The 17,447-nt window shown below is 74.9% G+C and carries 16 protein-coding genes; 9 read left to right on the top strand and 7 right to left on the bottom strand.

All coding sequences use genetic code 11. The annotated features are described in order from the left end of the window. Nucleotides 1-51 precede the first annotated feature (51 nt). The gene (locus ACN27A_RS03445) at nucleotides 52-663 is read left to right on the top strand and encodes a histidine phosphatase family protein (protein ID WP_357579546.1); all 612 of its coding nucleotides are present in this window, start codon (nucleotides 52-54) and stop codon (nucleotides 661-663) included. Here the strand turns inward: ACN27A_RS03445 and ACN27A_RS03440 are convergent. From ACN27A_RS03440 to ACN27A_RS03430, 3 genes are all read right to left on the bottom strand, one after another. Continuing rightward, the gene (locus ACN27A_RS03440; RefSeq protein WP_151456848.1) at nucleotides 593-1,099 is read right to left on the bottom strand and encodes an Lrp/AsnC family transcriptional regulator; all 507 of its coding nucleotides are present in this window, start codon (nucleotides 1,097-1,099) and stop codon (nucleotides 593-595) included. The two genes, ACN27A_RS03445 and ACN27A_RS03440, sit on opposite strands and share 71 nt — an antisense overlap. 82 nt (nucleotides 1,100-1,181) lie before the next feature. After that, complete coding sequence (locus ACN27A_RS03435) at nucleotides 1,182-2,324, bottom strand: acyl-CoA dehydrogenase family protein (RefSeq protein ID WP_421449741.1); 1,143 nt, start codon at nucleotides 2,322-2,324, stop codon at nucleotides 1,182-1,184. Beyond that, nucleotides 2,321-3,436, bottom strand: a complete 1,116-nt coding sequence (locus ACN27A_RS03430; RefSeq protein WP_421449739.1) for a M24 family metallopeptidase — start codon at nucleotides 3,434-3,436, stop codon at nucleotides 2,321-2,323. Before ACN27A_RS03430 ends, ACN27A_RS03435 begins: the two co-directional genes overlap by 4 nt. Before the next feature lie 222 nt (nucleotides 3,437-3,658). Between ACN27A_RS03430 and ACN27A_RS03425 the strand changes: the two genes are divergently transcribed. Further along, nucleotides 3,659-5,038, top strand: a complete 1,380-nt coding sequence (locus ACN27A_RS03425; protein WP_421449737.1) for a glycosyl hydrolase family 18 protein — start codon at nucleotides 3,659-3,661, stop codon at nucleotides 5,036-5,038. Nucleotides 5,039-5,102: 64 nt separating this feature from the next. Here the strand turns inward: ACN27A_RS03425 and ACN27A_RS03420 are convergent, their stop codons facing one another. Next, complete coding sequence (locus ACN27A_RS03420) at nucleotides 5,103-6,191, bottom strand: DUF4037 domain-containing protein (RefSeq protein ID WP_421449735.1); 1,089 nt, start codon at nucleotides 6,189-6,191, stop codon at nucleotides 5,103-5,105. A 113-nt stretch (nucleotides 6,192-6,304) separates the two neighbouring features. Here ACN27A_RS03420 and ACN27A_RS03415 point away from each other — a divergent pair, with 113 nt between their 5' ends. Next, nucleotides 6,305-6,532 (top strand): hypothetical protein, encoded by a 228-nt coding sequence (locus ACN27A_RS03415; protein WP_421449733.1) that lies wholly within the window; start codon nucleotides 6,305-6,307, stop codon nucleotides 6,530-6,532. 52 nt (nucleotides 6,533-6,584) lie between these two features. After that, on the top strand, nucleotides 6,585-7,505 hold the full coding sequence (locus ACN27A_RS03410; protein WP_421449731.1) for a 5'-3' exonuclease: 921 nt from the start codon (nucleotides 6,585-6,587) through the stop codon (nucleotides 7,503-7,505). Nucleotides 7,506-7,705: 200 nt separating this feature from the next. Here ACN27A_RS03410 and ACN27A_RS03405 read toward each other — a convergent pair whose 3' ends face one another. Together ACN27A_RS03405 and ACN27A_RS03400 are read right to left on the bottom strand one after the other, a co-directional pair. Beyond that, the gene (locus ACN27A_RS03405) at nucleotides 7,706-8,584 is read right to left on the bottom strand and encodes an MHYT domain-containing protein (RefSeq protein ID WP_393168432.1); all 879 of its coding nucleotides are present in this window, start codon (nucleotides 8,582-8,584) and stop codon (nucleotides 7,706-7,708) included. 165 nt (nucleotides 8,585-8,749) lie between these two features. Further along, nucleotides 8,750-11,542: a DEAD/DEAH box helicase gene (locus ACN27A_RS03400; protein WP_421449729.1), complete on the bottom strand. Its 2,793-nt coding sequence runs from the start codon at nucleotides 11,540-11,542 to the stop codon at nucleotides 8,750-8,752. An 86-nt stretch (nucleotides 11,543-11,628) separates the two neighbouring features. On the opposite strand from ACN27A_RS03400, the gene ACN27A_RS03395 reads away from it, so the two are divergent. Beyond that, nucleotides 11,629-12,402, top strand: a complete 774-nt coding sequence (locus ACN27A_RS03395; RefSeq protein ID WP_421449727.1) for an HAD family hydrolase — start codon at nucleotides 11,629-11,631, stop codon at nucleotides 12,400-12,402. Between the two features lie 60 nt (nucleotides 12,403-12,462). Continuing rightward, a complete protein-coding gene (locus ACN27A_RS03390) occupies nucleotides 12,463-13,173 on the top strand; it encodes a TetR/AcrR family transcriptional regulator (protein ID WP_421449725.1) in 711 nt (236 codons plus the stop codon). Nucleotides 13,174-13,331: 158 nt separating this feature from the next. Here the strand turns inward: ACN27A_RS03390 and ACN27A_RS03385 are convergent, their stop codons facing one another. Next, nucleotides 13,332-14,267, bottom strand: coding sequence for a diacylglycerol kinase (locus ACN27A_RS03385; RefSeq protein ID WP_421449724.1), 936 nt, complete (start codon nucleotides 14,265-14,267; stop codon nucleotides 13,332-13,334). A 245-nt stretch (nucleotides 14,268-14,512) separates the two neighbouring features. On the opposite strand from ACN27A_RS03385, the gene lanKC reads away from it, so the two are divergent. The 3 genes from lanKC to ACN27A_RS03370 all read left to right on the top strand — a co-directional run bounded on the left by lanKC (nucleotide 14,513) and on the right by ACN27A_RS03370 (nucleotide 17,430). Then, entirely contained in the window at nucleotides 14,513-17,113 is a 2,601-nt protein-coding gene (lanKC, locus tag ACN27A_RS03380; protein ID WP_421449722.1) for a class III lanthionine synthetase LanKC, read from the top strand. Between the two features lie 6 nt (nucleotides 17,114-17,119). Further along, entirely contained in the window at nucleotides 17,120-17,239 is a 120-nt protein-coding gene (locus tag ACN27A_RS03375) for a SapB/AmfS family lanthipeptide (RefSeq protein ID WP_013734295.1), read from the top strand. Between the two features lie 71 nt (nucleotides 17,240-17,310). Beyond that, nucleotides 17,311-17,430: a SapB/AmfS family lanthipeptide gene (locus tag ACN27A_RS03370; RefSeq protein ID WP_089003486.1), complete on the top strand. Its 120-nt coding sequence runs from the start codon at nucleotides 17,311-17,313 to the stop codon at nucleotides 17,428-17,430. The last annotated feature ends 17 nt before the right edge of the window (nucleotides 17,431-17,447 follow it).

Below are 17,447 nucleotides of genomic sequence, written 5' to 3'. Positions count from 1 at the left end.
CCTAGGACACTAGGTGAACGGCGGTGAGGGACTGTCTGGTTGACTGGGCCGATGGGAGAGCTTCTGCTGATCCGGCACGGCGAGACCACCTGGAGCGCCAGCCGCCGGCACACCTCGTACACCGACCTCCAGCTCACCCCCGACGGCGAGCGGCAGGCCCGCGCCCTCGGCCGCTTCCTCGCCGGCCGCCGCTGCGCCGCGGTCCTGACCAGCCCCCGCGCCCGGGCGTTGCACACCGCGCGCCTCGCCGGCCTCACGGTCACCGGCACGCTCGACGACCTGGCCGAGTGGAACTACGGGGAGTACGAGGGGCGCACCACCGCCGACATCCGCGACGACCACCCGAACTGGTCCATCTGGGCCGACGGCTGCCCCGGCGGGGAGTCCCCGAACCAGGTCGGCGAGCGCCTCGACCGGGTGCTCGCCCGGGTCCACCCGCTGCTCGACCGGGGCACCGTCGCCCTCGTCGGGCACGCCCACAGCCTGCGTGTGCTCGGCGCCCGCTGGGTCGGCCTGCCCCCGTCGGCCGGCGGGCTGCTGCGCCTGGACACCGCCACGGTCAGCGTACTCGGCCACGAGCACGGCCGGCGGGTCATCCTGCGCTGGAACCAGCCGGTTCCCCCGACCCCCGCGAGCGCACCCGAAGCTGGGGCTCGGCACTGATCTTCGGCGAGCGGTTCTCGTACGGCGTCGACAGCACCACGGTCGTACGGGTGGTCACGTTCGCCGCCGTCCGGATCTCCTGGAGCAGCCGCTCCAGGTCGGCCGGGCTGGCCACCCGCACCAGCAGGAGATAGAAGTCCTCCCCCGCCACCGAGTAGCACGAGTCGATCTCGGGCAGGTGGGCCAGCCGCTCCGGCGCGTCGTCGGGCTGCGACGGGTCGAAGGGCCGGATCGCCACGAACGCGGTGAGCGGCAGGTCCAGGGCCTCGAAGGAGACCCGGGCGGCGTACCCCTTGATCACGCCGCGCTGCTCCAGGCGGCGCACCCGCTGGTGCACGGCGGAGACCGACAGGCCCACCCGCTCCGCCAGATCGGTGTACGACAGCCGACCGTCAGCGGTCAGCGCGGCGATGATGGCGCGGTCGATCTCCTCCACGGCGTGCAACCTACCGGGAAAACCGCGTCGCGGCGACGACGCGGCCCGCCGGCGCGACACGGCGCCGGCGGGGCGACGCCCGTCAGCCCTTCGCCAGCGCCCGGGAGATGACCAGCCGCTGGATCTGGTTGGTGCCCTCGACGATCTGGAGCACCTTGGCCTCGCGCATGTAGCGCTCCACCGGGTGGTCGGCCACGTAGCCGGCCCCGCCGAGCACCTGGACCGCGTCGGTGGTCACCCGCATCGCCACGTCGGTGGCGAAGAGCTTCGCCTTCGCCGCCTCGATCGTGTACGGCCGGCCGGCGTCGCGCAGCCGGGCCGCGGCCAGCGTCAACGCCCGGGCCGCGGAGATCTGGGTGGCCAGGTCGGCGAGCGTGAAGCCCAGCCCCTGGAAGTCGATGATCGCCTTGCCGAACTGCTGGCGCTCCCGGGCGTAGCCGACCGCGTAGTCCAGCGCCGCCTGGGCCAGCCCGACCGCGCAGGCGGCGATGCCGAGGCGTCCCGAGTCGAGGGCGGACATGGCGATAGTGAAGCCCGCTCCCTCCCCGCCGATCAGCCGCTCGGCCGGCACCCGGGCCGAGTCGAAGGCGATCTGCGCCACCGGGGAGGCGCGCAGCCCCATCGTGCGCTCGGCCGCCTGCGGCGCGATGCCGGGCGTGGCGCGGTCAGCCAGCAGGCAGGAGATGCCCTTCGGGCCGGGCCCGCCGGTGCGGCAGAAGATGTTGTAGAAGTCCGCCACCTGCGCGTGGGTGATCCACGCCTTGGTGCCGTCGACCACGTAGTCGTCGCCGTCGCGCACGGCCTTCGTGGTCAGCGCCGCGGCGTCCGACCCGCCCTGCGGCTCCGACAGGCAGTACGCCCCGAGCAGCTCCCCGCCGACCATGTCGGGTAGCAGCTTGCGCTGCTCGTTCGTACCGAACTGCGCCAGGGGGTAGCAGGACAGGGTGTGCACGCTGACCGCCTCGGCGACCGCCAGCCAGCGGCTGGCCAGGATCTCCAGCACCTGGAGGTAGACCTCGTAGGGCTGGGCGGCACCGCCGTGCTCCTCGGCGTAGGGCAGGCCGAGCAGGCCGGCCCTCCCGAGGGTGCGCAGCACCTCGCGGGGGAACTCCGCGCGCTCCTCGAACCCGGCGGCCCGCGGCGCGAGCTCCCGGTCGGCGAGTTCGGTGGCGAGGTCGAGCAGGTCGTGGGCCTCGTCGGTGGGGAGGATCCGGTCGACAGTCATAGCGCGATGAGCTCCGTGGGGGTGGTGTTGAGCCGTTGCACGCCGTCCGTGGCGCAGACGACGATGTCCTCGATGCGGGCGCCGTGGCGGCCCGCCAGATAGATGCCCGGTTCGACGGAGAACGCCATCCCCGGCTCCAGGGGGCGGGCGTTGCCGGCCACCACGTAGGGCTCCTCGTGGCCGTCCAGGCCGATGCCGTGGCCGGTGCGGTGCAGGAACTCCGCGCCGAACCCGGCGGCCGCGATCGGCTCCCGGGCCGCCGCGTCGACGTCCTCGGCGGTGATCCCGGGGCGGACCGCGGCCACCGCGGCCCGCTGGGCGGCGTGCAGCACCGCGTAGTAGTCGACGAACTCGACCGGCGCCGGGGCGCCCGTGACGTAGGTGCGGGTGCAGTCGGAGCGGTAGCCCGACGGCATCGTCCCGCCGATGTCCACGACGACCGGCTCGCCGGCGCCGATCGGGCGGTCGGAGGTGCCGTGGTGCGGGCTGGCGGCGTTCGGGCCGCCGGCGACGATCACGAAGTCCACGCTCACGTGGCCGGCGGCCCGGATCGCCGCGGCGATGTCGACGCCCACCTCCGCCTCGGTGCGCCCCGGCCGCAGCCACTCCCCCATCCTCTCGTGGACCGCGTCGATCGCCGCGCCCGCCTCGGCCAGCGCGGCGACCTCGGCCGGGGACTTGCGCAGGCGCATCTCGCGCAGCACCTCGGAGGCCAGCCGCTGGGTGGCGCCGGGCAGCGCCGCGCGCAGGGCCAGGACCTGCTCGGCCCACATCCGGTCGGCCAGGCCGACCGTCGCCACCGGTCCGCCCAGGGCGGCGACGAGCAGCGGGTACGGGTCGGTGCCGTCGGCGTGGTCGACGATGCGTACGCCGGTGGCCGGCGCGGGGGACGCCTCGGCGGCCGGCCGTTCCAGGGTGGGCACGATCAGCGTCGGCTCGCCCTGCGCGGGCAGCACCAGGCAGGTGAGCCGCTCCCCCTCGTGGGCGTCGTAGCCGGTCAGGTAGCGCAGGTCGGAGCCGGGGGTCAGCAGTAGTGCGTCCAGGCCCGCGGCGGCGGTGGCGCGCCGGGCATCGTCCAGCCGCCGTGGCGGATACAGCTCGTCGGATCCCACGCGCTCAGCTTAACGGTCGTTCGGGGCCGGACCCCAGCCCACCCGACGTCGGGCGGTGCCCGCATCCATCGAACATCATCGTTGACGCGACAGTTAACAATCCTTAGGATTTGGCTGCCTCGAGGATGTCCACCCGTCCCCCACCCGTACGCCCGCACCCGGCGCCCCACCGCCGACGCGGGCGGCACGGCCGCCACGACCCGCCCACGGGAAGGCCCCCCGATGCCCTCATCGCTCTCCCGCCTCAGGTCGGCCCTCGCCGCCGGCCTGCTCACCCTCGCCACCGCCGCCACCACCCTCACCCTGGCCCCCGCCCCCGCGCAGGCCGCCGTGCTGCCCAACGGCTTCCGCAGCGTCGGCTACCTGCCGTCCTGGACCGGCGACGTCAACGCGGTGCAGTACGCCAAGCTGACCCACGTCAACTACGCGTTCGTGCTGCCCAACGGCGACGGCAGCCTCCGCCCGGTGGAGAACCCCGCCAAGCTCTCCCAGCTGGTGTCGCGCGGCCACGCCAGCAACGTCAAGGTGTCGATCGCGATCGGCGGCTGGAACAACGGCGACGACTCCGCCTTCGAGGCGCTCGCCGCCAACGCCGGCAGCCGCACGACGTTCGTCAACAACGTCGTCAACTTCGTCAACCAGTACAACCTCGACGGCGTCGACATGGACTGGGAGTACCCGGACCCGGGCGCCTCGGCCACCAACTACACGGCGCTGATGCAACAGCTGGCCGGTGCCCTGCACAGCCGGGGCAAGCTGCTCACCGCCGCCGTCGTCTCCGAGGGCTGGTACGCCGAGGGCGTGCAGCCGGCCGTCTTCGGCCACGTGGACTGGCTCAACATCATGGCGTACGACGGCGGCAGCCCGCACGCCAACTTCGACTGGTCGATCAACGCCGTCAACTACTGGAAGTCCCGTGGCCTGCCCGCCCGCAAGGCGGTGCTCGGCGTGCCGTTCTACAGCCGGCCCGGCTACCACACGTACGCCGCGCTGGTCGCCATGGACCCGGCAAACGCCAACCGCGACTGCACCACGGTCAACGGCACCCAGCAGTGCTACAACGGCATCCCGACGGTCAAGCGCAAGACCCAGTGGGCCATGGCCAACGCCGGCGGCATGATGAACTGGGAACTGAGCCAGGACACCACCGGCGCCACCTCCCTGGTCAGCGCCATCTACGACACCGCCACCGGCGGCACCACCCCGCCGCCCGTCGGGCGCACCGGCCCGATCACCGGCATCGGCGGCAAGTGCGTCGACGTGGCCGCCGCCGGCACCGCCAACGGCACGGCCGTGCAGCTCTACGGGTGCAACGGCACCAACGCCCAGAGCTGGACGGTGGGCACCGACGGCACCCTGCGCGCCCTCGGCAAGTGCGCCGACGTGACCAGCGCCTCCACCGCCAACGGCGCCAAGGTGCAGCTGTGGGACTGCAACGGCACCGGCGCGCAGGTCTGGCAGGCCCAGTCCAACGGCACGCTGCGCAACCCGGCGTCCAACAGGTGCCTCGACGCCACCGGCAACAGCTCCGCCGACGGTACCCGGCTGCAGATCTGGGACTGCTTCGGCGGCGCCAACCAGGTCTGGCGGCTGCCCGCCTGAGCCCTCTCCGGGGCCCGCCGTCGACGCGGGCCCCGACGGGCGCGGGTACCCGGGCGCGACGATCTCAGTCCGGCCCGTCGGCCGCGACCGGCAGCGCGGCGGCGAGGCGGCGGACCCGGTGCGCGTGGGTCAGCACGTCGACGCTGTCGACGTACTGGTCGACCGCGCCGAGGGGCGCACGCCCGCGCAGCACCGGATCGGTGACGGCGGCCCGCAGCGCGCCGGCGATCCGACCGGCGTCCAGGACCAGGAACGGCCGCCGGTGGAAGGGCCGGGGCCGGGCGCGCACCGGGGCCGCCAGGCCGGTCTCGTCGGTCCGGGCGGCGAGGGCCTCCAGCGCCCGGACCAGCCCGTCCTCCCGCCTGCGCCAGTCGCCCGGGCCGAGCGCGTCGGCCAGGGCCGCGACCAGGGGCGCCGCGTCGGGCAGCCGGGCGAACAGCGTGCCCAGCCACTTGTCGTACGGGGGCCAGCGGCGGTGCAGCAGCAGACCGAGCCGCATCAGGTCCCGGGCCAGCCCGGCGGTGACCACCCGGCTGCCGAGGTCGTCGCCGGTCTCGGCGCAGCGGCCGGGCAGGTGTTCGGCCTGGGCGACGCGGGTCCACGCGGCGGCGAGCACGTGCCGCCACACGTCGTCCGGGTACCACGCCAGCGCCGCCCGGGCCCCGGTCAGCGCGCCGTCGAGGCCGTCGTGGAACACTTCGCCGCCGGTCACCTCGGCCAGTCGCTGCGTCGGCGTGGCCAGCCAGTCCGCCGTGCTGACGCCGGCAGCGGGGTCGAAGCCCAGCCGCTCGCGCCACCAGCCGCCCGGCTCGTCGATCGTGACGCCGTGGCGGCTGCCCGCCCGGTCGGCGACCCCCAGCCGGCCCTCCCCGGTGAAGCGGGTGGGCCAGCCGAGGAACTCCGCCGGCAGGTCGGCGTCCAGCGCCGCGCGCAGGTGCGGGATCCGCGCCGCGTCGGACGCGCCGACGAAGAGCTGCGCGCGCGGTCCCCAGTCGTGGTCGGTGGAGCGCGGGGTGTCCAGGCCGAGCAGCTCGGAGCCGCCGTCGAGCAGCCCGGCCGCGTACCGCAGGTCGGGGAAGCGTCGACGCAGGATCGGGGCGAGCACCTCGTCGTGGAACCGGCGGCCGAGCGTCAGGCCCGCAACGAACGTCACACCGGCAAGTCTGCGCGCGCAGCGGCGGGCCCGCAGCCCGGTTCCGCCGCCGGCGGCCGTACGCGCCGATAGGCTGGGCGCGGACGGGTCGCCGACGGAGAGGACCGACCGCCGTGGCAGCGACGGACCGGGAGCGCGCCGCGACCCGACGCCGCCGGCTGCTCTGGGCGGGCATCCTCGCCGTCGCGGGCCTGGTGCTGCTGGCCGTCGGGGTGACAGTCGCCGACGGCACGGCGGCCTGGCTCGAGGTGTCGGTCGCGATCGCGCTGCTGCTTGCCAGCTACGGCCTGCAGTACGTGGCCCGCCGCGAGACGGTGTACCGCGACCACGAACGTCCCTGACCCGCCGCGCCGCGCCCCCTGATCGTCGGTGGGGTGTGCCAGGCTGTCGGGCGTGGCACAGCGACCCCCGATCCTGCTCATCGACGCGCCCAGTCTCTACTTCCGGGCCTACTTCGGCATTCCCGAGTCGGCGGCCCGGGCCGCCGACGGCAGCCCCGTGAACGCGGTGCGCGGCTTCCTCGACATGCTGGCGAGCCTGATCCGCACCCGCCGGCCCGACCGGATGGTCTGCGCGATGGACCACGACTGGCGGCCCGACTGGCGGGTGGCGCTGCTGCCGTCCTACAAGGCGCACCGGGTGGCCCCCGAGGGCGGCGAGGTGGTGCCCGACACGCTCAGCCCGCAGGTCCCGCTGATCCTGGAGGTGCTCGACGCCGTCGGCATCACCCACGTCGGCGCGACCGGCTACGAGGCCGACGACGTGCTCGGCACCCTCTCGGTGACCCAGCCGGCGCCGGTCGAGGTGGTCTCCGGCGACCGGGACCTGTTCCAACTCGTCGACGACGCACGCCCCGTGCGGCTGCTCTACGTCGGGCGGGGCGTGGCCAAGCTCGACGACTGCGACGACGCCGCGGTGCGCGCCCGCTACGGGGTGCCGGCCGACCGCTACGCCGACTTCGCCGCCCTGCGGGGCGACCCCAGCGACGGGCTGCCCGGGGTGCCGGGCGTGGGCGAGAAGACGGCCGCCCGGCTCGTCGAGCGCTACGGCGACATCGCGGGCATCCTGGCCGCCCTGGACGATCCCAACTCCGGCTTCGCCCCCGGGCTGCGCATCAAGCTGGTTGCCGCGCGTGACTACCTGGCCGTCGCGCCGCAGGTGGTCCGGGTCGCCCTCGACGTGCCGCTGCCCGAGCTGGCCACCGAGCTGCCGACCGCGCCGGCCGACCCCGACCGGCTGCTGGAGCTGGCCGGCGAGTGGAACCTGGCCGGCTCGGCACGTCGCCTGGTCGACGCCCTCGCGCAGCGGTCCTGACCCGGTCGCGCGCACGGCCGGTCGCGGGCATGGCAGGGCAGGGCACGGCCGGCCGCGGGCAGGCCCGGTCGCGCGCACGGTCCGGGCAGGGGCACGGCCGCTCGCGCACACGGCTCGACAGCGGGCCGGCGCCGGGCCGGACGGGACCGCAGGTGGCTACGGGGATCTTCCCGGCGGCGGTGTCGGCCCGCTGGGCGGGGTCAGCGCGGCGGGTTGTCCCGGCGGGACGGGAACGGGGTGCCCGGCCGGCCGAGCGTCGACCGGGCCCGCAGCCCCACCGGATCGGGCGGCGGCGACGCCTCGGCCGGCTCCGGGCCCCGCAGGGTGTCGAAGTACGCGGCGGCGGCCCGGTCCTCGGCGGTGGGGGCGGCGAGCAGCGCGTAGACCAGCCCGACCACGCCGAACACCACGGCGAGGATGATCGGCACCAGCAGGGTGCTGACGCCGGCGCCCACCACCTCGCCCTGCCCGGAGTGCGGATGCACCGACATGGCGCTCATCCCGGTGAAGTGCATGCCGTTGACGGCGACGCCCATCAGCAGCGCCGAGCCGACGATCGCCAGCCCCCGGCGGACGGTCATCGCGAGCCAGAGCGCCACCGTGGCCGCGACCACCGCAATCACGACCGAGAGCACGACCCGGGTGGTGTCGTAGTCGATCCGGCCGTTGAGCCGCATGGCCGCCATGCCGGTGTAGTGCATCGCGGCGACCCCCGCGCCCGTGAACAGGCCCCCGGCGAGCAGCCGCACGGCGGAGAACCGCCCGGTGCCCACGATGGCCAGGCCGATGCCGACCGCGATCACCGCGATCATCGCGCTGGCCACGGTGATCGGCACGTCGTACCGGATCCGGGTGCCCTCGACGGCGAAGCCGAGCATCGCCATGAAGTGCATGGTCCAGATGGCGGTGCCACCGATCGCCCAGGCCGCCAGGGTTCCCCACCAGGCGCGCTGGCCCGCGCTGCCCGCCGTGCGGATCCGGCCCGCGCAGATCAGGCCCAGGGCCGAGCCCAGCACCGACAGCGCGTAGCTGAGCGCGGGGGTGATCCACCCGTACTCGAAGTGATTGATCTCCGCCACGGCGGCCTTCTCCCAGATCGTTCCACCGACGCGCGATCCCGCGCCGGAGCAATGATCAGGGATGCCGTGACCAGGCACGACGACACCCCCCGGACAATTCGGGGGGTGCCGTCGCGGTGACTAAGCGATGCGTCGATTTCGATATCCGGTGACGGACAGTGACGGTCAGGCCGGGGCGTGGTAGGCCAGCACACCCCGGTTCACGGCGCCGATCGCCTGCCGGGCGGTGGACCTGAGCTCCGCGGAGGCGCCGCCGGAGTCGGCGAGCTGGCCGAGCAGGTCGACCACCTGCCGCGCCCAGCGGACGAAGTCGCCGGCCGGCATCTCGCCGTCGATCTCGTGGCCGCTGCCGAGGACCTTCGCGAGCGCCTCGCCCCGCGCCCACCGGTAGACCGGCCAGGCGAAGCCGAGGTCGGGCTCGCGGGTGACGGTGAGGCCCCGGGCCGCCTCGTCGGCCTCGATCTCGCTCCACAGCTTGAGCGTCTCGTCGACCGCCTCGGCCACGGGCCCGCGCGGCAGCGACGCCCGCTCGTCGACGTCGCGGCGGGCCTCGAAGACCACCACGGAGACCGCCGCCGCCAGTTCGGCCGGGGAGAGCCCGTCCCACACCCCGCGCCGTAGGCACTCGGCGACCAGCAGGTCCGCCTCGGTCCAGATCCGGCCGAGCATCCGGCCGGCGTCGGTCACCGCGCCGTCGGGCGCCAGGTAGCCCCGGGCGGTGAGCAGCGCCACGATCCGGTCGAACGTGCGGGCCAGCGAGCCGGTCCGGCCGGCCACCCGCTGCCGCAGCTCCTCGGTGTCGTTCTCCAGGCGGCGGCGCCGCTCCGCCCAGCGGGCGTGCTCCTCGCGGTCGGGGCAGGCGTGGCAGGGATGCCGGCGCAGCTCGGTGCGGAGCTGGCTGAGCCGGTGGTCCTCGCCGACGGCCTGCCGGGACCGGCCGCCGCGGCGGCCGCCGTGCCGGTCCAGCCCCGTGCCGCTGACCTCGGCGGCCAGGTCGCGCCGGGCCGCTGGGGACCGGTGGTTGAAGTGCTTCGGCACCCGGATCCGCGCCAGCACCTCGGCCGGGGTGGTGAAGTCCCCCGGGCTGACCCGGCCCGCCCAACGGTCCTGGGTCAGCACCAGCGGCCGGGGCTCGCCGAAGCCGCCGGTGGCCGGGTCGAGCACGACCGCCAGGCCGGCCCGCCGGCCCGACGGCACCCGGATCACGTCGCCGATCCGCAGCCGCTCCAGTGAGGCCACCGCGGCGGCCTTGCGCTGGCTCTGCCCCTGCCGGGCGATGGCCCGCTCCCGCTCGCCGATCGCCACCCGCAGCGCGAAGTACTCGTCGAAGTCGCCGTGGTGGCAGGCCGCCTCCGCGCCGTACGCCTCGATGGTCTCGGTGTTGCGCTGCACCTGCCGGGCCAGGCCGACCACCGAGCGGTCCGCCTGGAACTGGGCGAACGAGGACTCCAGCAGCGCACGCGCCGGCTCGGCACCGACCGTGCCGACCAGGTTGACCGCCATGTTGTAGGACGGCCGGAAGCTGGACCGCAGCGGGTAGGTGCGGGTGGAGGCGAGACCGGCCACGTGCCGGGGGTCGGTCTCCGGGGACCAGACGACGACGGCGTGCCCCTCGACGTCGATGCCCCGCCGGCCGGCACGGCCGGTGAGCTGGGTGTACTCCCCCGGCGTCAGGTCGACGTGCGCCTCACCGTTGTATTTCACCAGGCGTTCCAGCACGACGCAGCGGGCCGGCATGTTGATGCCCAGCGCGAGCGTCTCGGTGGCGAAGACCGCCTTGACCAGGCCCCGGACGAAGAGCTCCTCGACGACCTCCTTGAACACCGGCAGCATGCCGGCGTGGTGGGCGGCCAGCCCGCGTTCGAGGCAGTCGAGCCACTCCCAGTAGCCAAGGACGGTCAGGTCCTCGCCGGGGATGGCGGTGACCCGCGACTCGACGACGCGACGGATCTCGGCCCGCTCCTCGGGGGAGGTGAGCCGCAGGCCCGCGGCGAGGCACTGCTGCACGGCGGCGGCGCAGCCGGCGCGGCTGAAGATGAACAGGATCGCCGGCAGCAGCCCCTCCCGGTCGAGCCGGTCGACGATGTCGGGGCGCATCGGACCCCGCCAGCGGGGCCCGCGCCGGCCGCCGCCGGGACCGGCGCTGCGCCCCTCGCCGAGCTCCAGCCGGCGCATGGTGTCGCGGGTGTAGCGCAGCAACTCGGGGTGCACGTCGTGCTTGCGGGCGGCGTCGGCGTCGTGGAACAGGTCGAACATCCGCTTGCCGACCAGCATGTGCTGCCACAGCGGCACCGGGCGGTGCTCGCTGACCACCACGGCCGTCTCGCCGCGCACGGTGACCAGCCAGTCGGCGAACTCCTCGGCGTTGGACACGGTGGCCGACAGGGAGACCAGGGTGACCGAGGCGGGCAGGTGGATGATCACCTCTTCCCACACCCCGCCGCGGAACCGGTCGGCGAGGTAGTGCACCTCGTCCATCACCACGTAGGCCAGGCCGTCGAGGGTGGCCGAGCCGGCGTAGAGCATGTTGCGCAGCACCTCGGTGGTCATCACCACCACCGGGGCGTCGCCGTTGATGGCGTTGTCGCCGGTGAGCAGCCCGACCTGCTCGGCGCCGTAGCGGTCGACCAGGTCGTGGTACTTCTGGTTCGACAGGGCCTTGATCGGGGTGGTGTAGAAGCACTTGCGCCGGCGGGGCGGGGCCCCGTCGCCGGCAGCGGGCGCCGGCGTGCCGCGCAGCGCCAGGTGTACGGCGAACTCGCCGACCACCGTCTTGCCGGCGCCGGTCGGGGCGCAGACCAGGACGCCGCTGCCCCGTTCCAGCGCCTGGCACGCCTCCCGCTGGAAGTCGTCGAGGTCGAACCCCAGATCGAGGGCGAACTCGTCAAGTGCCGGGAACTGTGAGGCCTGCGCGGCCCGGCGGCGCGCCGCGGCGTACCGCTCGGCGGGGCTCGACATGCCTCCAAGATTAATGCGTGCCGCCGACAGCCACCGGACAAGGCCAACCGGCAGGGGGGTCGGCGGCGGTCGGTAGGGTGCACGACGTGCCGGATCATGCCGAACCGCCCCACGCCTCGCGCGGCGCCGACGACGCCGTCCGCCCGGGTCCGTCCCGCCGGCCGGTGGAGGCGGTCCTGCTCGACTTCCACGGCACCCTGGCCCAGGTGGAGGAGCCCCGGGACTGGGTGCTCGCGGCCGCCGCCGCCTGCGGGGTGAGCCTGGAGCGGATGCGGGCCACCGCGCTGGCCGACCGGCTGCTGACCGCCGGCCGGGCGGGCGGGCCGCTGCCCACCCGGGTGCCGCCCCGGCTGGCCGAGCTCTGGGCCGACCGGGACCTCTACCCGCACGCCCACCGGGGCGCCTACACCGGGCTGGCCGAGACCGTGGACGCGGGCATCGAGGGCTTCGCGGAGGCGCTCTACGAGCGGGTGCTGGTGCCCGAGGGCTGGGTGCCCTACCCGGACACCGCGGCGACCCTGGACGCGCTGCGGGCCGGGGGCGTCCGGGTGGCCGTCGTCAGCAACATCGGCTTCGACATCCGGCCGCACTTCGAGGCCTGGGGGCTGGCCGGGCTGGTCGACGCGTTCGTGCTCTCGTACGAGGTGGGGCGCTGCAAGCCGGACCCGGGGATCTTCCTGCGTGCCTGCGGAATGCTCGGCGTCGATCCGGAGCGGACGCTGATGGTGGGCGACACGCCGGCCGACGCGGGGGCCGTCGCGGCCGGGTGCGCGGTGCTGGTGCTGCCGGCCGCCGAGGCGGGTCGGGCCAACGGGCTGGGCGCCGTGCTGGACCTGGCCGGCGTCGATCAGCAGCGCTAACGGCACGCCGAAAGCACCGTTAACACCTGGCGCTAACGCGAAGGCGTTATCGTCGCTGCCATGATCACCGAGACGTCGCCCCGGGACCGGATCGTCCGGGCCGCCGCCGCACTGCTCGCCGAGGGCGGCCGGGAGGCCGTCTCCACCCGCGCGGTCAGCCGGGCGGCGGGGGTGCAGGCGCCCACCATCTACCGCCAGTTCGGCGACATGCGCGGCCTGCTGGACGCGGCGGCCAGCTACGGGTTCGCCGCGTACCTGCACGCCCAGGCGGCCGGGGACCTGGCCGACGACCCGGTCGACGACCTGCGCCGGGGCTGGGACCTGCACGTCGGCTTCGGCGTCGCCAACCCGGCGTTCCACGCCCTCATGTACGGCGATCCGCGCCCCGGCGAGACCCCGACCGCCGCCCGGGTGGCGGCCGACATCCTGCGCCAGCTCGTGCACCGGGTGGCCGAGGCGGGTCGACTGCGCACGAGCGTCGACCAGGCGACCGAGATGCTGCACGCCACCGCGTGCGGGGTCACCCTCACCCTGATCCGGACCCCGCCGCCGGGGCGCGACCCGGCCCTGTCGACCCGGACCCGGGAGGCGGTGCTGGCCGCCCTGGTCACCGACTCCCCCGCCGCCCGGGCGACCTCCCGGGCCGACCGTCCGGTCCGGCACGCGGTGGCGCTGCGCGCCGCCCTCGACACGATCACCACCGACCTCACCGCCGCCGAACGCACCCTGCTGGCCGAATGGCTGGACCGCATCACCCGCCAAACCCCCTGACAAACGCCCCCTCGACGCCCTCGACGCCCTCGACGGGTCGATCATGCACTTCTGGCGCCGGTTTTGCGGGCATACACGGCTTGTGCGGGGCACCACGACTGCATGATCGGCGCCGGGGAGGGGGCGGGGGAGGGCGGGGGGAGGGCAGGGGGCGGGGGTCAGCGGAGGAGGTGGAGGGCGGCGGGGGTGGCCGTGACGGTCAGGGGGAGGGGCAGGGCGCGCTCGCCGTCGGCGTACGTGGTGATGCCCTCGGCGCTCAGCTCGACCGTACGGGCGCGGTAGCTGTGCACCAGCGGATGCGTCACGTGGGTGCCCCGGTAGATGCGCGGCTTGACCCGCATCAGGGTGCGCCGGTGGAACCGGCCGCCCACCACCACGTCGAGCACGCCGTCGGTCGGGTCCGCGTCCGGGCAGATCCGCATGCCGCCGCCGTAGCTGGCGCAGTTGCCCACCGCCACCAGCACGGCGTCCACCTCGTGCGGCACCCCGTCGAGGCGCAGGGTGTAGCGGCGCGGGCGCAGCCGGGCCAGTTCCACCAGGATCGCCAGGTCGTAGCGGCGCGGACCGCTCGGCCAGCGCATCCGGTTGGCGCGCTCGTTGACGATCGCGTCGAAGCCGGCCGCGAGCACGGCCCCGTACCACCGGTCCGTACCGTCGGCCCCCGTCATCCGGGCCAGGTCGACCGGGCGGGTGCGGCCGTCGCGCAGCGCCGCCGCGATCACGTCGACGGCGGCGAGCGGGTCGGCCGGGAACCCGGTGTCGGCGGCGAAGTCGTTGCCGGTGCCCGCCGGCACCGGACCGAACGGGACCCCAGTCCCGGCGACCGCCTGCAGCGCGCGGTGCACGGTCCCGTCGCCGCCGACCGCGACCAGGGCCGACGCCCCGTCGCGCACCGACGCCCGGCAGGCCGCCTCGGCCTCGTCGGCGGTACGCGCGTGCAGCGGGCGTACCGGCCGGCCGGCAGCCGCGAGCCGGTGCAGGACCTGCGGCAGCAGCCCTCGGTGCCGACCCCGGCCAGCGGTCGGGTTGGCCAGCACGGCGACGGGCCCGGCACCGGCGGCGGAGGGGTGATCGTCTGCGGTCACGGCGAGCACCGTACCGCCCCGGGACGGGCGGGGGCACCGCCCACCGTGCGGTCGGCGACCGGCCGGCGGGGCACCGCGCACCCCGGGCGCAACTGACTTTTGTCACGGCCGACCCGTGCGGCACGCATTCGTCGTCATGACTGAACGCACTGGAACCGCCATAGCCCGAACGGACAGACTCAGATCCGTCAGCAGGACGAAGGCATCGGCCGAACGACGCAGGCACCGGCCGAACAGCGGAGGGAGTGGTCACGGTGGACGAGCGCTACGACAGTTACTGCGCCGCCGACCGGCTCTTCTACGACTCCCTCGGCAGCGCGGTCGAGCAGCCCACCTTCGCGGCGGCGCAGCGGCCCGTTCCCGACGGTTGGCGCTCCGAGCCGCTCGACGACTGGCTGATCTACGCCCCCGAGGGCGGCACGCTGCCCCAGCAGGGCTGGAAGGTCCACGTGTCGGCGACGCTCGACAACGCCGAGCGGGTGCTGGACGCCGTCTGGGACTACTGCGTCCCCCGCGGACTCTCCTTCAAGTTCCTCCGCGGCCCGCGCACCCTGCTGCTGCGCAACTCCAAGTACGCCTCCCGGGCGGCCAGCGGCAAGTTCGTCACCGTGTACCCCCGCGACGACGCGGAACTGGAGCTGGTCTGCAAGGAGCTCGACGAGCTGCTCGCCGGCGAGCCCGGCCCGTACATCCTCAGCGACCTGCGTCACGGCGCCGGCCCGGTGCACGTCCGCTACGGCGGCTTCGCCGCGCGCTACTGCCACTCCCCCGACGGCCAGGTGGTCCCGGCGATCGAGGACGACACGGGCACGCTGGTGCCCGACCGCCGCGACCCGGTGTTCCACGTGCCGTCCTGGGTGACGCTGCCCGACTTCCTCGGCCCGCACCTGGCCGCCCGCAACGCCACCAGCACGAACGAGGTGCCGTACCGGATCGAGAAGGTCATCCACTTCTCCAACGGCGGCGGCCTCTACGTCGGCCGGGACGTGCGGACCGACGACCAGCTGGTGCTGAAGGAGGCCCGGCCGCACGCCGGTCTCGACGCCGACGGCACCGACGCGGTCGCCCGCCTGGCCCGGGAGGCCGACGCGCTGCGCCGGCTGGCCGACCTGCCGCAGGTGCCCCGGGTGCACGACGAGTTCGCCCTCGGCGAGCACCGGTTCCTCGCGCTGGAGTTCATCGAGGGCCGCCCGCTCAACAAGGTCCTGGTCGACCGGTACCCGCTGATCGACGCCGACGCCACGGACGCCGACCGCGCCGACTACACCCGCTGGGCACTGGACGTGCACCGGCAGGTCGAGGAGGTCGTCACGGCGATCCACGACCGCGGCCTGGTCTACGGCGACCTGCACCTGTTCAACGTCATGGTCCGCCCGGACGACCGGATCGCGCTCGTCGACTTCGAGGTCGCCGCGCCGATCGACGGCCACCGCCGGCCGGGACTACGCAACCAGGGCTTCGCCGCGCCCCGGAACCGCACCGGTCCCGCCGTCGACCGGTACGCCCTGGCCTGCCTGCGGCTGGCGCTGTTCCTGCCGCTGACCCAGCTCGTCCGGCTCGGGCCGGAGAAGGCCGCGCACCTCGCCGACGTCATCGCCGCGCACTTCCCGGTGCCGAGGGAACTCCTCGACGACGCCGTACGGGAGATCACCGGCCCCGCCCCGGCGGACGCCGACGGGCCACCCGACCTCACCGTCGACGTCGGGCCGGCCCACACCGACCGGCTCGCCCGGGCGATCCTCGCCGGCGCGACACCCGACCGGGACGACCGGCTCTTCCCCGGCGACATCGAGCAGTTCCGCAGCGGCGGGCTCAACCTCGCCCACGGCGCCGCCGGCGTCCTGTACGCCCTGCACGTCAGCGGCGCCGGACGGTGGCCGGAACACGAGCAGTGGCTGGTCCGCCACGCCACGGCACCCGCCTCCGGCACCCGGTGCGGCTTCTACGACGGTCTGCACGGCGTCGCGTACGCCCTGGAGGCGCTCGGCCGCCGGCAGGACGCCCTCGACGTGCTCGACATCTGCCTGCGCCAGCCGCTGGACGGCCTGGACCACAGCCTCTCGGGCGGCCTCGCCGGCATCGCGCTCAACCTGGCCGAGCTGGCCGGACGCACCGGCGAGACGGCCCTGCGCGACGCGGCCTGGCGGGTAGCCGAGCGGGTGGTCGACCAGCTCGCCGACGACCCGGGGCCGGACATCAGCGGCGGGCGCAACCCGTACGCCGGGCTGCTGCGCGGCCGCACCGGGCCGGCGCTGCTGCTGGTGCGGCTGCACGAGCTGACCGGCGACGAGGCCCTGCTGGACCACGCCGCCACGGCCCTGCGCCAGGACCTGCGCCGCTGCGTGGTACGCCCCGACGGCGCGCTGGAGGTCAACGAGGGCTGGCGCACCATGCCCTACCTCGGACAGGGCAGCGTCGGCATCGGGCTGGTGCTCGACGAGTACCTGCGCCACCGCGCCGACGAGCGGTTCGCCGAGGCCAGCGCCGGCGTACGCCGCGCCGCCCGGTCACCGTTCTACGCGCAGTCCGGCCTCTTCGCCGGACGGGCCGGCATCATCGCCTACCTGGCGGCGTACCCCGACGATCCGGGGCTCTGCCGCGAACGCGACGCCCAGGTGGCCCGGCTGGCCTGGCACGCCCTGCCCTACCGCGACGGCACCGCCTTCCCGGGCGAGCAGCTGCTGCGGCTGTCCATGGACCTCGGCACCGGCACCGCCGGCGTGCTGCTGGCGCTGGCCGCCGCGCGGCCCGACGACCCGGTGCGCCTGCCGTTCCTCGCGCCCCTGACGGGCGCCCCCGACTCCCTCGCCGACGCGAGGGCGACCGACCCGACCGACCAGCACGGAAGGAGGTGACACGACATGGCGCTTCTGGACCTCCAGGGCCTCGAGATGGCCCCCGCCGACCGCACGGGCGGTGGCAGCCGGGCGAGCCTGCTGCTCTGCGGCGACAGCTCGCTGTCCGTCACGACCTGCAACTGAGCCGGACGCCCTCAGCGGCGACATCCAGCACAGGACCATCCGACCGACCAGCACAGAAGGAGATGATCGACATGGCGCTTCTCGACCTTCAGGGCATGGAGATGGCCCCCGCCGACCGCACCGGCGGTGGCAGCCGCGCGAGCCTGCTGCTCTGCGGCGACAGCTCGCTGTCCGTCACGACCTGCAACTGACCAGGTCATCACGCGAG

The organism is Micromonospora sp. WMMD737, assembly GCF_049179055.1.
GTDB classification, from domain to species: Bacteria; Actinomycetota; Actinomycetes; order Mycobacteriales; family Micromonosporaceae; genus Micromonospora; species Micromonospora reichwaldensis.
The sequence above is the reverse complement of the archived record's forward strand: the minus strand, read 5'-3'. Positions and strand labels throughout refer to the sequence as shown.

What these genes read in the sequence shown, in the direction of transcription:
- ACN27A_RS03370 (WP_089003486.1), top strand. Translation starts at nt 17,311, where the DNA reads ATGGCGCTTCTCGACCTTCAGGGCATGGAGATGGCCCCCGCCGACCGC.
- ACN27A_RS03435 (WP_421449741.1), bottom strand. Translation starts at nt 2,324, where the DNA reads ATGACTGTCGACCGGATCCTCCCCACCGACGAGGCCCACGACCTGCTC.
- ACN27A_RS03375 (WP_013734295.1), top strand. Translation starts at nt 17,120, where the DNA reads ATGGCGCTTCTGGACCTCCAGGGCCTCGAGATGGCCCCCGCCGACCGC.
- ACN27A_RS03425 (WP_421449737.1), top strand. Translation starts at nt 3,659, where the DNA reads ATGCCCTCATCGCTCTCCCGCCTCAGGTCGGCCCTCGCCGCCGGCCTG.
- ACN27A_RS03400 (WP_421449729.1), bottom strand. Translation starts at nt 11,542, where the DNA reads ATGTCGAGCCCCGCCGAGCGGTACGCCGCGGCGCGCCGCCGGGCCGCG.
- ACN27A_RS03445 (WP_357579546.1), top strand. Translation starts at nt 52, where the DNA reads ATGGGAGAGCTTCTGCTGATCCGGCACGGCGAGACCACCTGGAGCGCC.
- ACN27A_RS03390 (WP_421449725.1), top strand. Translation starts at nt 12,463, where the DNA reads ATGATCACCGAGACGTCGCCCCGGGACCGGATCGTCCGGGCCGCCGCC.